General features: G+C 67.3%; 10 protein-coding genes. 6 read left to right on the top strand and 4 right to left on the bottom strand.

The features are described from left to right. Positions 1-100 precede the first annotated feature (100 nt). Positions 101-1,324 carry an ornithine--oxo-acid transaminase gene (gene rocD / locus FB461_RS11535; protein WP_142122260.1) on the bottom strand — a complete coding sequence of 408 codons (1,224 nt, stop codon included), beginning with the start codon at positions 1,322-1,324 and terminating at the stop codon, positions 101-103. A gap of 127 nt (positions 1,325-1,451) precedes the next feature. Between rocD and FB461_RS11530 the strand changes: the two genes are divergently transcribed. Then, positions 1,452-1,880, top strand: a complete 429-nt coding sequence (locus FB461_RS11530; protein ID WP_142122258.1) for an Lrp/AsnC family transcriptional regulator — start codon at positions 1,452-1,454, stop codon at positions 1,878-1,880. Between the two features lie 145 nt (positions 1,881-2,025). On the opposite strand, the gene FB461_RS11525 is transcribed toward FB461_RS11530, so the two are convergent. Further along, positions 2,026-2,544 carry a hypothetical protein gene (locus tag FB461_RS11525; RefSeq protein WP_142122256.1) on the bottom strand — a complete coding sequence of 173 codons (519 nt, stop codon included), beginning with the start codon at positions 2,542-2,544 and terminating at the stop codon, positions 2,026-2,028. A gap of 193 nt (positions 2,545-2,737) precedes the next feature. Here FB461_RS11525 and FB461_RS12385 point away from each other — a divergent pair, with 193 nt between their 5' ends. The 4 genes from FB461_RS12385 (at position 2,738) to FB461_RS11505 (ending at position 11,899) form a co-directional block, all read left to right on the top strand. Further along, on the top strand, positions 2,738-8,359 hold the full coding sequence (locus tag FB461_RS12385; protein WP_246046237.1) for a DEAD/DEAH box helicase: 5,622 nt from the start codon (positions 2,738-2,740) through the stop codon (positions 8,357-8,359). Continuing rightward, positions 8,346-9,140, top strand: coding sequence for a DNA-formamidopyrimidine glycosylase family protein (locus FB461_RS11515; RefSeq protein WP_142122254.1), 795 nt, complete (start codon positions 8,346-8,348; stop codon positions 9,138-9,140). The genes FB461_RS12385 and FB461_RS11515 overlap by 14 nt, the downstream gene beginning before the upstream one ends. Positions 9,141-9,174: 34 nt before the next feature. After that, entirely contained in the window at positions 9,175-9,501 is a 327-nt protein-coding gene (locus FB461_RS11510) for a TM2 domain-containing protein (protein WP_142122252.1), read from the top strand. A gap of 61 nt (positions 9,502-9,562) precedes the next feature. Continuing rightward, on the top strand, positions 9,563-11,899 hold the full coding sequence (locus FB461_RS11505) for a M3 family metallopeptidase (RefSeq protein WP_246046235.1): 2,337 nt from the start codon (positions 9,563-9,565) through the stop codon (positions 11,897-11,899). A 148-nt stretch (positions 11,900-12,047) separates the two neighbouring features. Here FB461_RS11505 and FB461_RS11500 read toward each other — a convergent pair whose 3' ends face one another. Then, entirely contained in the window at positions 12,048-13,424 is a 1,377-nt protein-coding gene (locus tag FB461_RS11500) for an HNH endonuclease (RefSeq protein ID WP_170222749.1), read from the bottom strand. A gap of 456 nt (positions 13,425-13,880) precedes the next feature. Here FB461_RS11500 and FB461_RS11495 point away from each other — a divergent pair, with 456 nt between their 5' ends. Continuing rightward, the gene (locus FB461_RS11495) at positions 13,881-14,342 is read left to right on the top strand and encodes a hypothetical protein (protein ID WP_142122248.1); all 462 of its coding nucleotides are present in this window, start codon (positions 13,881-13,883) and stop codon (positions 14,340-14,342) included. 98 nt (positions 14,343-14,440) lie between these two features. Here the strand turns inward: FB461_RS11495 and FB461_RS11490 are convergent, their stop codons facing one another. Beyond that, positions 14,441-14,926 carry a hypothetical protein gene (locus FB461_RS11490; protein WP_142122246.1) on the bottom strand — a complete coding sequence of 162 codons (486 nt, stop codon included), beginning with the start codon at positions 14,924-14,926 and terminating at the stop codon, positions 14,441-14,443. Positions 14,927-15,878: the final 952 nt, after the last annotated feature.

The raw sequence follows: 15,878 nt of genomic DNA, 5'->3' as shown, positions 1-15,878 counted from the left end.
GGGCGGTTTTGCAGGTTTGCTTGGGGGTTGTCGTCGACGGGCTCAGCTAGCGGTCTCGTGACGCTTGGCGCTGCTCGGTGCTGGAAGGTGACAGGTGGGGTCAAGCGCGCAGGGCGGTCGTGACCGCGTCGGCGAGTCGCTCGACCTCGGCGGGAGTGACGATGAGCGGCGGCGCGAGCCGTACGGTTTGCCCGTGCGTGTCCTTTGCGAGGACCGAGCGCTCCATCAGGCGCATGCAGACATCGCGGCCCGTGCCGAGGGCAGGGTCAACGTCGATGCCGAACCAGAGCCCGGCGCTACGGATCGCCGTCAGGCCATTGCCGACGAGCGGGTCGAGTGCGGCGCGCAACTGGGCACCGCGCTCGCGAGCCGCCCGCTGGTGCTCGCCGGTCTCGAGCATTCTGACGACCTGGGTGCCGACGGCGGCCGCGAGCGGGTTTCCGCCGAACGTGGACCCGTGCTCGCCCGGGCGCAACACCCCGAGGATGTCACCGCGTCCGACCACCGCCGATACTGGGACGACGCCGCCGCCAAGCGCCTTGCCGAGGGTCATCAGGTCCGCCTGGACGCCCTGGCGCTCGGATTCGAGAGTGGCGCCGGTGCGCCCGAGTCCGGCCTGGACCTCGTCGCAGATCAGGAGCACGTTCCGCGCGGCGGTGAGTTCACGCACGTCGGCCAGGTATCCGGCCGGCGGGATCAGCACGCCCGCCTCGCCCTGGATGGGCTCGATCAGGACGGCGACGGTGTTCTCGTCCATAGCCTGCGCAATGGCCAGGGCATCGCCGTAAGGCACGCTGCGGAAGCCGGGCGTGAAGGGCCCGAAGTCGCGGTAGGCGCTCGGGTCGTCGCTGAAGCCGACGATGGTCGTGGTGCGGCCGTGGAAGTTGCCGTCCATGACGATGATGTTCGCCTGGTTCTCGGGCACGCCGCGCACCCGGTAGCCCCAGGCCCTCGCCACCTTTATGGCGGATTCGACCGCCTCGGCGCCCGTGTTCATCGGCAGCACCATGTCCGTGCCGGTCAGGTTCGTGAGCGCCAGGGCGAACTCGTCCAGGCGGTCGTTGTCGAAGGCGCGCGAGGTCAGCGTGAGCCGGTCGAGCTGCGCGTGGGCAACCGCGAGGAGTTCGGGGTTGGCGTGGCCGAAGTTCACCGCGGAATAGGCCGAGAGGCAGTCCAGGTACTCCCTGCCCTGCGAATCGGTGACCCAGGCGCCCTTCCCGCTGGTCAGCGTGACCGGCAGCGGGTGGTAGTTGTGCGCCAGGCGGCTTGCGCCCTCCTGCGCCGCGGGCATCGCGCTCTGCTGGGTCGCGGTTGAGTCGGCCATTTCGCCTCCTTGGTGTCGGATTCGTCCCTTCTATTATGGGGACGAGGCCTCCGTCACTTCATTGCAAAACAAGCAATAGGCATGCGAATAATTGAGATACACACAAAATGTTTGCTAATTTAACAAAGTGGACGCAATAGATCGCCGAATCGTGGAACTGCTCCGTGACGATTCCAGGACCGCTCTCGGGGTGATCGGCGCGCAGGTCGGCCTCTCGGCCTCCGCCGTGAAACGAAGGGTCGACAGGCTGCGGGAACTCGGCATCATCCGCCGATTCACCATCGTGGTCGATGAGACCGTCGCCAACGCGTCCACCGAGGCGTACGTGGAAGTCTTCTGCCGCGGCACCGTCGCGCCCGCCATGCTCAAGACAATGCTGGAGCAGGTGCCCGAGGTCGTCTACGCCGGAACGGTCACGGGCGATGCCGATGCCGTCGCCCTGCTGCGAGCGCGCGATATCGCCGCACTTGAACAAGCCCTCGAGAGGGTGCGGGCCATGCCGAATGTGGATCGCACCCGCTCCGCGGTGGTGCTCACGCCGCTCGTCCAGAAGTAGGCGACGAAGGCCGCGCACGGGCCGGGGCTCAACCTCGCCTCGAACAGTGGCGAGCGCCCGCGCCGCCACCCACCCTCAGAAAAGATCAGGTGGACCCCACCGCGCGTTCGCGGGGAGGCCCACCTGATTGCGAGATTGGGTGAAATCAGCCCAGCAGGAAGACGCGAGCAGCGTCGGAACTCGCTGACGCACCGATCACGATGATCGCCTTGGTCTTAGACAGGACGGTGACGGCCACGTCGCCTGCTGCAAAGTCCTCGCCGCTGACGCGCTTGAGTACCTTGACGTTCAGCTTCTTGCCCTTAGTCGTGGCGACGCGAACCTTCTGGCCCTTCTTCGCTTTCCAAAGTTTGCCCGCCGCGCTGTTGCCCTTCTTGACTCCCATCAAAACGATGAAACCCGCCTCGTTCACCGCCGTGCCCTTAACTTCAACGAAGCCCGCCTTCATAGCCTTCGCGGCCTGCTTCACGGTCAGCTTCTCGGGGTTGACCCGGCCCTTGGCCTTGACGACGATCGTCTTCGTCGTCTTCGCGGCGGCCACGGCGGGGGCGGCGGAGACGGCTGGACGAGGAGCCTCCGGGGAGGCCTGGGCAATGGGGGCGACGGCGGCGGCGCCGCTCGCTAGTGCTACCGCGGTCAGTGCCGCGGCGATCTTGTTGCGCATGAGTGCAGGGGCTCCATTCAGACGTGAGTGCCGATCTCCCTGACCATACTGGCGTCTAGGGACAAGCCAAAAGGATACCGGGCCGAGCGAACGCGCAGGCGGGACTTTTTCAGCCTTCGCCCTGCGCCTCGCCCGGCGGCCTGACGGGGGCCTCAACCGCTCGTTTGTCCGAGCTGGTGCGTAGGGTTGGCATGTGACGTTCTCCCGCGCGACGCAAGGCTGGCTCGATGCCTCGTTCGACGCGCCCACGCCTGCCCAGCGCGCGGCGTGGCAGACGATCGGCGAGGGCAATCACACACTCGTCATCGCCCCCACCGGCTCGGGCAAGACGCTCGCCGCGTTCCTGTGGGCCATCGACCAGCACGTTACTGCGGGCGATGCCCCAGCGCCGCAGATCCTCTACATCTCACCGCTCAAGGCCCTCGCTAGCGACGTCGAGCGGAACCTGCGTGCGCCGTTGATCGGTATCGCGCGCGAGGCGGACCGACTCGGACTCCCCATACCCGAGGTGAGTGTCGGCATCCGCACGGGGGACACCTCACCGCGCGACCGGCAACGCATGGCCAAGCAGCCGCCCGACATCATCATCACGACGCCCGAATCCCTCTTTCTCATGCTTACCTCCTCCGCGAGCGCGGCGCTCGAACGGGTGGGAACCGTGATCGTGGACGAGATCCATGCGCTCGCTGGAACCAAACGCGGCGCGCACCTGTCGCTCAGCCTGGAACGGCTCGACGCTCTACTGCCCGTACCGGCTCAGCGCATCGGTCTGTCCGCCACCGTGACGCCCGCGGAGAAAGTGGCCGAGTTCCTCTCCGGTGCCCGCCTGCCGGATGACGGCGGGCGCCCGACCCGCGTCGTCAAGCCACCGACGACGAAGCACATCGACCTCGGTATCGAGGCCGTGGACCCGACCGTTCGGCACCTGCGCGACGATGTGGCCGGCGGCCGGGACGGCGCCCTGCTGGCCGAGGGGCACGCCATGCGGCCGGCCGGCGCGACCCTGGGGCGAGACGATGCCATGCTGCCGGGTAACCTCGGCGAACCAGCGGGTGGGAGCTCAGCACGACGCTTCGCCGAGGAGGATCTCTCGGGCGACGCCAGCGGGGGCTATGGGCCCGGCGCCTACGAACCCGTCGCCTACGGGCAATCTCAAGCGGGCGCACCGGAGGGCTCGTCCTTGGATCCACGCGGCGGGGGTTCCACCTGGCCGGAGGTCGAACGCCGAGTCGTGGACCTGATCGAGCAGCATAGATCCACGCTCGTGTTCGTGAACTCGCGGCGCACAGCCGAGAAACTCACCGCGCGGCTCAACGAGGAATGGGCGCGCCGCACGGGCGCAACGAACGCGCTGGGCGACTCCGCGCTCGATAATACGAGCCAGTGGCCCGCCGCGATCACGGCGCAGGCGGGGGCGGCGCTGGGCATCGAACCGATCGTGGCCCGTGCGCATCACGGGTCGATGAGTCGCGTTGAGCGCACGCAGATCGAAGACGCCCTGAAGTCCGGTCGCCTGCCCGCGGTCGTGGCGACGTCGTCGCTCGAACTCGGTATCGATATGGGTGCTATCGACCTGGTGATCCAGATCGGCGCCCCGCCATCGGTCGCGTCGGGTCTGCAGCGGATCGGGCGCGCAGGCCACCAGGTCGGCCAGACCTCACACGGCGTGATGCTGACGCTCCACCGCGGCGAGCTGATCCCCGCCGCCGTGACCGCGCAGCGCATGCGCGAGCGGAAGATCGAGCCGGTCCACGACCTCACAAATCCCCTCGACGTCCTGGCGCAGCAGGTGGTCGCGGCGGTCGCCGTCGCCGACTGGCACGAGGGCGAACTCCAGGCGCTCGTGCGACGGGCCGCCCCGTTTACGGGCCTGGGCGATTCGACGTGGGCGAGCGTGCTGGACATGCTCGCCGGGCGCTATCCGTCGGAGGACTTCTCGGAACTGCGACCGCGCCTGACGTGGGATCGCGCGACGGGCATGCTCAGCGGGCGACGCGGCTCGGCGCTGATCGCCGTGACGTCCGGCGGCACAATCCCCGATCGCGGCCTGTATCCGGTGGTGCTCGCTGGCAGCGACGACGGGCCGCGCAAGCGCTCGAATCGGGTCGGCGAGCTGGACGAGGAGATGGTCTTCGAGTCGCGCGTGGGGGACGCGATCACGCTCGGCTCGTCCACGTGGCGGATCGAGGAGATCACGCCGCAGCAGGTCATCGTCACCCCCGCCCCGGGACAGCCGGGACGGCTGCCGTTCTGGAAGGGCGACGGACCCGGACGCCCCTTCCCGCTCGGGGCTGCCGTCGGCGCTTTCACGCGCCGGATTGATGCTGAGCGGCGCCGGGACGCGGTGGCCGCGCGCGGCTCCCTCGCCGAGCAAGGGCTGGACGAGTCGGCCACCGATCAACTGCTGGCGCTGCTGGCGGAGCAGCACGAATCGACGGGTCGAATTCCCGACGACAAGACCCTGATCGTCGAACGCTTCCACGACGAACTGGGTGACTGGCGCATTGTGGTGCATTCCCCGTTCGGCTCACGCGTGCACGCGCCGTGGGCGCTGGTGATCGGCGCGCGGATCCGCGAGCATTTCGGGCTGGACGCGTCCGTGTCGTATTCCGACGACGGAATCGTGCTGCGCATGCCGCCGATGGGCGACGCGGACGAGCCCGGGCTGCCGGTGGCCGATCTACTGATCGACCCGGCCGAGGTCTTCGCGGCCGTGCGTGAGCAGATCACGGGCTCGCCCATGTTCGCCGCGCGCTTCCGCGAGGCGGCGGCCCGCGCCCTGCTGCTCCCGCGCCGCAATCCGGGGATGCGCCAGCCGCTGTGGCAGCAACGGCACCGCGCCGCGCAGCTTCTCGCCGTGGCGGCGCAGTATCCAGATTTCCCTATCGTGATCGAGGCCGTGCGGGAGTGCCTGCGCGACGACTTCGACCTGCCCGCGCTCACGGAGATCATGGGTGCCGTGGAAGCGGGCCGGATTCGCCTGCTCGAGGTGACGACCGATTCGCCTTCGCCGTTCGCCCGGTCGCTGCTGTTCAGTTACACGGCCCAGTTCATGTACGACGCGGACGCGCCGCTGGCCGAACGCAAGGCCGTGGCGCTCAGCCTCGATCCCGTGCTGCTCGCCGAGATCCTCGGTGACGACGACGCTCCCGATCTCGCCGACCTGCTGGACCCCGAGGTTGTCCAGCAGGTGAGCGACGAGGTTCAGCGGACGGCACCGGATCGCCGGGTCAAGAACCTTGACGGGCTGTGGGACCTGCTGCGTTCGCACGGCCCGCTGACCAGGGCCGAGCTGGCAGCGCGGGTCAGCCCAGAGGTCGAAGGAGTGGACGAGTGGCTTCGCCGCGAATCCGGGCGGCTCGTCTTCTCGCTGCGACGACCACGCTGGCACGGCAACGCTCACGTGGCCGAGGGGGCGAACGGGGGTGACGGCGGCGGTAACGGCCCGGATGCCGACCAGCGCGCGGACGCGAGCGGGAATGCTCGCGCCGCCCTGAGCGGATACGGCGACGGCAACGATTCAGGGGATGCCGCTTCGGGTGAAGCTGGCGCGGATGATGGCCTCTGGTGGGCCGCGACCGACGATGCCGCCCGTCTGCGCGATGGCCTAGGTTTGCCATTGCCTGCTGGGATAGCCCAGGCCTTCCTGGAACCGGTCGACGACCCCCTCGGCGATCTGGCCCGGCGCTACGCCCGTACCCACGGACCGTTCACCGTGGCCGAACTTGCACGCGGGTTGGCGCTGGGCACCGCGCTTGCATCCGAGATCGTGCGCCGCCTGGCTGGGGACGGGAAACTCGTCCTTGGACCGGCCCGGCGAGTGGCCATTCCCGCGGACCCGGCGCCGACTGCGACCAACCCGGAAGCCATCGCTGAACCCGCCGATGGCCAAGGGGAGGGCTCGGCCGTGAGTTCGACCGAGCGCACGGCCACCTGGATCGATGCCGACGTACTGCGGCGTATCCGGCGGCGGACCCTCGCCGTCCTGCGCGGCCAGGTGGAGGCCGTCACGCCCGACGCGCTCGCCCGCTTCGTGCCGACCTGGCAACACCTGGACGGTACTCTGCGCGGAACCGAGGGAGTGCTGCAGGTAATCGAGCAACTCGCCGGTGCGCGGTTCCCGGCTTCGGCCCTTGAGACGTTCATCTTGCCCGCGCGAGTGGGGGATTATGAGCCGCGCTTTCTGGATGATCTCGCCGCCCGCGGCGAAATCATCTGGTGCGGCCATCAGTCGTTGCCGGGGGCGCGCGGCGATGGCATCATCTCGCTGCACCTCACGGAGACCGCCTCGCTGACCCTTCCGGTTGCACCATCCGGCGCCGATGCGGACGCGGGATCCGCCGACGACCCCGGCCTGGTGGCCGTGGTCATGAACGCTCTACGTCGTGGGGGGCAATTCTTCGATGCGCTACTCGCTGACGCGGGCGCGCCCGCGTCAGAGGTGGCCGATGTCGTGTGGCAATTGGCGTGGTCCTCGCGGGCGACGTCGGACTCGTTCGGATCGTTACGCGAGATGATCGGCGCCCGGGGTGGCGCTCACCGCAGCGCCAAGTCCGCTGGACGCCCCCGCCCGGGGCGCGGACTACGCGGGCTACGCGCACTGGCACACAGCGCGGAGATAGCCGCCGTGGCGCCGAGTCGCACCGCAGCTTCCGCGTCCGCAGCATCAGCCGCGCCTCCCGCAACGGACACGGCCGCGGGAGGCGAGCCAGCCGCGTCCCCCGCGTCCGCAGCGGCAACGACTGCGCATCACCCGGCGGCGGGCCCGGTCGATGCAGGCACGACGGCAGGATCGGGCGCGATCTCCGCGACGGCGGGGCCGGTAGCGTTCCACCCCACACCGGGCCCGCCCGCCCCTCACGCCCGCGCGGACCACTCGCCCACGGCGCTCCGGGATATCCTGGCGGCTCGAGCCGGCGGCCGATGGTCGGCCCTGCCGCTCCCTGACCCTGCCGATCCGGGTTACGGCACCCTGCGCGCGCACGCCGACATCACTGTGCTTCTGCAGCGCTACGGTGTGGTCGCGCGCACGCCAGGCTTGGCCGATCAGGTGACGACCGATGCCGCCACCATGTACCGCATCCTCGCGGAGTTCGAGCAGCAGGGATCGCTACGGCGCGGCTATTTCGTCGAGGGCCTAGGCGGCGCGCAGTTCGCCCTGCCGGGCGCCGTGGACGAACTACGCCGATTCGCCAGCGCTTCCGTAGTGCCCGATGCGCGTGTGATCGCTGCCACCGATCCTGCAAATCCTTACGGGGTGCTACTCGAGTGGCCAGCACCGATCCTCGCCATGACGGGCGGGGTGGATTCGGCATCCGCCGATGTCGGAGCTGGGGCAGCGCATGCCTCAAAGGCGCCGACAACGGCCTCCGCGAGCACCCATTCGAAGCCTGCGCTCGGCACCTCGCACCGACCCGGGCGTCGAGCAGGCGCTGTGGTCGTGCTGGTCGACGGGATCCCCGTGTTCTATCTCGAGCGAGGCGGACGCACTCTTGTGGTTCTCGCACGCGACATCAGTCAGCGGGATGTACATTCACATTCAGGCGAAACGTACTTAGATGCGACGAACCCACCGGCCTCACCGTTCGCGCACGCGGCCAAGGCGCTCGTGGACGCCGTGCGCGCAGGGACTGTTTCACGTGCAACCATCCGGCAAGTCTCTGACATGCCCGCCTTGGACGCGTTAGGACGAACGCGAAACCGGGACAACTTGGTTAGATCTCCGGTTGTTCAGGCCGTTCATGCGTTGCTTGCCGCCGGAGCCCAGGTGCACACGCAAGGCCTTCGACTCGAGGGCCCTCGTGCCCGAGGGTGACGTCCTGGCCCGCGTTGCCGATCGGCTCGGGCGCGCCTTGACCGGGCGCGCCCTCACCCTCGCCGAGTTGCGTTGGCCTGGCGTGGAGCCGGCGATGCTTCGCGGAAGTACCGTGGCGGAGGTGGCATCGTACGGAAAGCACCTGCTTCACCGTACGGATGAGGGCGGGACGCTTCACACGCATTTGCGCATGGACGGCAGCTGGCGCATTGAACGCTCCGGGACGCGGCAAGCGGAGAACCTCGCGCGTCGCCCCGCCACACGCGCTATCCTCGGCAACGAGCAGTGGACGACCGCCGGCCTGGATCTCGGCATGCTCGACATCATCCGCACCCGCGACGAACGCCTGATCCTCGCCCGCCTCGGCCCGGACCTGCTCGCGGCCGACTTCGCGGACATTGGCCTAACTCAAGTGCTCCAGCGCGCGACGGAGCGCTCGTCCTCCCCCATCTGCGAAGTACTGCTTGACCAGCGGGTGGCCGCCGGAATCGGCACCATCTACGCGGCCGAATCCCTCTTCGAGCGACGGATGTGGCCGTGGACGGCCACCGGCGAACTGGCCAGCGGCGAGCTGGCGGCGATCTACCTCACGGCGCGCAAGCTCATGCAGCGCGTGGTCACCGGGGGGTTCAATGCCCGCGTCAATCATGTTCACGCGCGCAAGGGCCTGCCGTGCCATCGCTGCGGAACGCCCATCGCGCGCGGCACGGCCAACCCCGCGCCCTACGAACGGCCGATCTTCTACTGCCCGAGGTGTCAGTCGGCGAGGCCAATCGAGTAATGTTCGAGAACGGCCTCTCTGAACGGAGTTCACCATGTCTAATTCGTACGTCTCGGGCCCGGCGCAGAAAAGCTTCGTGGCGACCTGGCTACTGGCGCTTTTCCTCGGTTCGCTCGGCATCGACCGGTTCTACCTGGGGAAGTTCGGCACCGGCCTTCTCAAGCTCGTCACGGGTGGAGCCTTCGGTATCTGGACGATTATCGACCTGGTCATCACCCTCTCGGGCGGCCAAACGGACAAGCAGGGACGACCGCTGGCGGGGTACGAGAAGAACAAGGCCGTAGCGATCGTGGTGACCGTGATCGTTCTGGTTCTGGGTGTTGCGAGCGGTGTGGGCGGCGGCTTGGCGAACGGATCTTAGTCGCCGGATTCTCCGCGATATTCGTTAGGCAACTCGGCCCGTTCCGACCGACAATGGACTGGTGACTACCCCGCTGGCTGGCCTGACCGGCAACCCGCTCGCATCGCCTTCCACCCTGCCCTACGAGCTACCCGACTTCTCCGCGATCGAGGCGTCACACTATCCGCCTGCCGCCAGGGCCGCGATGGCGAGCCAGCTCGCAGCGATCGAGGCGCTGAGCGCCGACCCGGCGCCGCCGACGATCGCCAGCACCCTCGAGGCCTGGGACGCATCCGGCAGGGATCTGTCGCGAATCGTGTGCCTGTTGCAATTGCAGGTTTCGGCGGATTGCAGCGATGAGCTCGAGCGCGTGGAGGCCGAACTCGCGCCGGAACTGGCGGCGCACCACGATGCCATCTACATGAATGCCGCCGCGTATGCACGACTCTCCGCACTCCGTGATCGCGCCCCCGAACTCGCTGCACAAGGCACCCCGCTCACCGCGCAGGACGAGTGGTACCTGAGCCGGATACTGCGAGACTTCCGGCGATCGGGCGTGGACCTTGATGAGGAGCACCAAGCTCGCCTGCGCCAGGTGAACGAAGAGCTCTCGGCTCTCGAGACGAACTTCTCGCGCACGGTGGTGGCGGCGACCAATGCGGGTGCGGTGCCGGTGTCCGACGCGGAGCAATTGCATGGGCTTCCGGAGGATCTGCGCGAACGGCTGCGGGACCCCGACGGCGCTGGCTGGACTGTGGAACTCATTTTGCCGACCCAGCAGCCCGTCCTCGAGCCCCTGACCGACCGCGCGTTGCGGGAACGTATCCAACGATCCGCCGAGACTCGGGGGCAGGGATTGAACGGCGCCCCGGACACTCGCCAACTCATCACGCAGATCGTCCGTCTGCGCGCCGAGCAGGCGCGCCTGCTCGGGTTTCCCAACCATGCCGCGTTTGAAGCTGAGGGACAGACCATCGGCAGCGTCGACCGGATCAACGAACTTCTTGATCGATTGACTCCCCCTGCCGTAGCGGCGGCACGCCGCGAAGGGCGGGAAATCGCCGCGCTGCTGGCGTCCGACAACGCCGGCAACGACGGCAACGGCGGACGGAACGGCGTAAGCGCCGACAGCCAGAGCGGAAACCACCGCGCGAGCGAGGCCAGCAGCACCGGCGGAAACCACCGCGGGAGCGATGCCGCCGGCACCGGCGGAAACGACCGCGCGAGCGAGGCCAGCAGCACCGGCGGAAACCACCGCGGGAGCGAGGCCAGCAGCACCGGCGAATCCACTGCCGCCAGCGCGGAGGCCGGACTCGAGTCGGTCAGCGACGCGAGTCCGCAGTTGCGTGCCTCCGATTGGTCGTACTACGCCGCCCGTGTCCGGCGCGAGCGCTTCGAGGTTGACTTCGCCGAGATGCGGCCGTATCTGGAACTCGAGACCGTCGTGCGCGACGGCGTGTTCTTCGCGGCCCGCGAGTTGTTCGGGATCAGTTTCGTCGAGCGGACAGACCTGGCTGGCTACAACCCCGATGTCCGGGTCTTCGAAGTGTTCGATTCGCCTACACCGGGAACGCCCGACGAAGGCCTGGGGCTCTTTCTCGCCGATTGGTATACGCGTCCCACCAAGGAGGGCGGCGCGTGGATGGAGAACCTGATCTACCAGAATCACCTCCTTGGCCAGCGGCCGATCGTGGCGAACAATCTCAATTTCGTGAAGCCGGCTGCGGGATCGCCCACGCTGCTGACCTGGGATGAGGTCATCACGCTCTTCCACGAGTTCGGGCATGCATTGCATGGCCTCCTGTCCGACGTGAAGTACCTGGCGTGCTCGGGGCCCGAGGTGCCGCAGGACTTCGTGGAGTATCCGTCGCAGGTCAACGAGATGTGGGCATGGGAACCGGCAGTCCTCGCGAACTACGCGAAGCATTGGCAGACGGGGGCGGCCATGCCTCGCGAGTGGATCGATCGGTTGATCGCCGCCCGACGCTATGGCGAGGGCTTTGGCACCACCGAGTACCTGGCCGCCGCGCAATTGGACCAGGCGTGGCATCAGCTCTCCGAGGACGAGTGCCCCGTCACTCCCGCCGAAGTCACCGCATTCGAGCAAGCGGCCCTGGCCGAGGCGGAAATAGACTACGACCCGGTGCCGCCGCGATATCGGAGCACGTACTTTGGGCACATCTTCGAAGGGCACTATTCGGCGCGGTACTACTCGTACATCTTCTCGGAGATCCTCGATGCCGAAACCGTGCAGTGGTATAGCGAAAACGGCGGGCTGACCCGGGAGAATGGGGAGCGCTTCCGACGCGAAATCCTCGCGATAGGCGGCTCACTCGATCCGCTCGCCGCATTCCGTCGATTCCGCGGACGCGACGCGCGCATTGAGCCACTTCTTGCCCGCCGGGGCCTCGACAGTTAGCCCGAACCCGCATCCAGATCCTCTCCGATGTGACTGTCGCTCCGGGCGCAACCGAACCTTCGAGCGGCGACGCAACGCACGTCGAATGTGCGCGTCCAGGCCCTCACGCCAATTTCCGGGCGACGACGCATCATCCAGGGCTGCCGCTTTAGGTTCGCAGGGGATACGTGGGCTTGGGTGGGAGATGCCTGACTCGAGGCACGCCCCGGATCATGGTGATCCGCCACGATCCGTTGTCGATCATTCTGTGATGTGCCCAGCAGAGCAGAACACCGTTGTCGACATGGGTCTTGCCGCCCAGCGAAGCACGCTGGACGTGGTGGGCTTCGCATCCGGCGGCGGGAATCGTGCAAGTGGGCACGAGGCAAGTATGTCCATCGCGCGCAGCGATCGCCCGCCGCTGTTGCGCCGAGAAGAACCGACCCGCGATACCGAGGGAGACGATCCTGCCGTTCGCCCCGAGTAGGACCTCTTGCGTTCCGCCATCACAGGCCATCTGCTCGATCACCGAGCGCGCGACAGGCTCGTTCACGATCCGACCTACCGATCCCGCGGGCCGACCGGTCGCGTCGCCAGAGATCGTCACCAAAACCGTTGGCGGCGACGCGAATGTGTCCGACGCCGCGATCGACGTCAACATCGCGGCGAACAAATCCGCACCTAGTTGGTCGCGGGACCGCGACTCAAGCCCGATACTCCCAGATTCATCGCCGACCCCACGGAGGGTGCCTTGGTCCCCACCGGTACTGGGGCCTGGCAATGCGACGTTCCCATTCCCCGCCGCGCAGTCGCCCCATGCAGCCACGTCGGCCCTTGTGCCGCTGTTAATCAAGGCGTCCAAGGCAGCGTGAAATCTAGCGGCCAGGTCCGGTGGAAGAGCGCCGGAGACTCTGTGGAGTCCATCTATCGCGCGGCGCGAAACTCTTAGCCCCCGCCTGCGGTGAGCTTCGTCCGCCCTGGGCTCTACCCCGTCGGGGTCGATGCGATCGCGCCACAAGCGCGCGGCATGTTGTACGAGGTCGCTCGGCATCACGGGCGTAGGCAGATCATCGGATGGGTCGCATTCGCAATTCGCTCTGTCAACGCATGCGCACAATTCGAGGCTCTCGCTGCCGCGACCGGTCGCTAGCTCGACGAGGCCGCGTTCGGCGGCCGCGAAATCGTCTACGCTGGCGCGCAGCCGCGCGGGACGGAGGGTTGAGACTATCGCCGACGCGCTCTCGATACTGATGAATCCGCGAACAAAAGCATCACCGACCGCCGAGAACTCGGGATCGATCGGCTGGCCCGTGAGCGAGGTCTTCTGCCGGGTCGCCTTCGCGACCGCGACCATCGTATGCGCGGTCCTCGCCTTGCATCCGACCACGCCCTCCACGAGGTCGACCGTCGTTCGGAAGCCGTGACGGCACGCAAGCGATTCATCGCTGCCGACCTCGTCACTCTCGGCAACGATCTGACCGATCACTGCGATCATTCGCGCCTCCAGTCGCCGAACGCCCTCGGCCAGTTCTGCGAGTTCGACCACAAGCGCAGAACCCCCCGCGGGAGGCCGGTCGAAGGAGTCCGAGCGCGGGCACGGCCTCGACTGGATCGGCGTCGTTCTGCCGTCCTTCTGCACTGCCCATCTGCGTGGTGCTCATAGAACAATTGTTCTACAAGCCTCGGACGTTCGCGACGCGAGGCGCCGTTATCCACAGGTGGTTGCAGAGGCATTCTGCAGCGAGGCATCTTTGAGCACCCTTGCGGGGTCGGGCACGGCCCTCAGCCACTGTCCCCTGGTAGCGCCGCATACGAGCGGCGCGATGAGCACAGGAAAGTGACGAAAGGCGTTCCCGCGCACGCGACCCGTCCGCGCACGCCCTATCCGTCGGCTAGCGCGGCAAATCACCCTCTGGCTATGCTCGCAATGGCGAGGCGCTCACGATCCGCGCCGCAACCCGGCCGGAACACCGGCCGACTTCACCTACAGCCGGGAGAACCCATGCTTCGCAAAGCCACCGTCGGCCTGATTGGCCTGGTACTCGTCCTCGGCGGCCTGCTCGCTGCTGGCCCCGCCACCGCCGCCACCTCTCACTCAGCGGACGCCGCGCCTGTTTCGGCAGCGCAGAAAATTACCAAGAAGCAGGCAAAGACCGCATTCAAGAAGTTCGCGAAGGCCGCAAAGTCAGGGTCGCTCAAAAAGACGCTCAAACTAGCCGCCACGAAGAAGGCCGCAAAGAAGGCGGTCAAGTACTTCGGCTACGTCACCAAGGGGGACATCGTCTCGGAGAAGAAGACGGTCAACTGCTACCAGGAGAGCAAGCGCATCGTCTGCTCGTACTACACCGAGCAGACCATCGCCGACGTGAGTTTCCCGATCATCCAGCAGGTCACTGCGGTCGCCAAGCGCAGCAAGGGAAAGATCGTCTTCACCAAGCTCTCCTACGCGAACAATCTGGGCTGACGCACCAACGACGTCCCGCAGCTACTAGCGGGATGCGGCAGCGCGCCAAACCCAGCGGCCGGCGCATGTACGGGATGCAACGCGGATCATGCGCGAGGTCAGACCGCGTTCACGTCAGCTAGCGTCTGCCGAAGAGAGTTCACGAGCCATTTCCCATCGGACTTGACCAGTGCGATCTCGTAGGTGCCGTTCTGCTCGGGCTGCGACGAACCCTTCATCGTGAGCGTGGCGGTCGCGGACGTATCGCCCTGCGCCACCTCGTCCACGGTGAGCTGGAAGCCGTCGGGGTTGGGCACGAAACTAAGGTCCGCACACGTCATCTGCTGCCCGCCACGGAACGAGGAGGTCGTGTCCTCGTTCACGATCTTGAGCACGGAGTCGTCGCACGTCTCGGCGGCCATATAGCCCCCTGCGAACCGCTCCGCCACGGCTTTGGCCGACGAGTTTCCCCATGCTCCCATCAACTGGAGGACCACCACTCCTGCCACCACGAGCGAGAGCAGGACTGCCACCGCGAGGATTGCGATGGTTGCGGGACGAAGACCTCGTCCTGGCTGACGCGAGCCGTAGGCCGGTCCAGCCAAAACCGGCTGTCCCTGAGGCGTGGCCCACGGAGGCGGAGTCGGCTGACCCTGCGTAAGCGAGCCCTGCGGTGAGGCCCATGGGGCGAAAGGGTACTGGTGACCGGGATTGACTCCGATCTGCGTCCGGCTGTCCCCCCCTCCGTGAAATCCGGGATGCGGCACCGCGGCCGGGTACGGAGTTACGCCTGGTTGCGAACCTGCAGCCGGATATGGTGCCGCACTGGCGAGGGAGCTGGTCGTCGCAGACGGCGCGGCAATCGAGGTGGAAATGGCCGCCGGATAAGGTTCGGCGGCGGGGGCAGGCGCGGCGGCGAGGTTAGGCGCCGCGACTGGGTAAGGCGCGGCGGCGGGGTACGCGCCGGTTTCCGGCGCCGCCGGATCGTGAGGGGGGTTCGCGCTTTGGCGCACTCCCGGAGGACCCGCAAACGGCGCCGAGTGCACGGTAGGGCCGGGTATCTGCGAAGCGGCCGGATACGGATGCGCGTGCTGCCCTGGTCCGGAGTCCGTGGCTGCCTGCGAGAGGTCAGCGCGCGCATCTTCGCTCAGCGCTCCGCTCGCCGCCGCTCCCGGGCCTCCGGCGGCCGGATCGTCACCGCGGCTCTGCGCTGATTCCATCACCAAGTTCTCCCATCAACCTCGACACGCAACAGGATTCGCGTCAGGACGGCGCCGGACGCAGCAGGACAATCATCCCCGGCAAGCGACCCCGTAGATCAATCATTCAACGCCGAGGACTTTAAAGCACGCTGAGTATCCGCTGACTCGCGACCGTACATCCGCTGGTGACGATCATATCGACGTGACCTATCGCGCCATTTTCGCCCTCCGGACGCCTCAAAATTCGACATATGACCAAAATCACATACCCGAAATCGCCTGAATATGTTTTGTGACTGAACTGCGGCGCCACCTCAGCCAATGCGATTCGAGTCCAGAGTTCTTTCGACCGCCC

The sequence above is a fragment of the Rarobacter faecitabidus genome (assembly GCF_006716265.1).
Lineage (GTDB): Bacteria > Actinomycetota > Actinomycetes > Actinomycetales > Cellulomonadaceae > Rarobacter > Rarobacter faecitabidus.
This window is presented reverse-complemented; position numbering and strand designations above follow the sequence as displayed.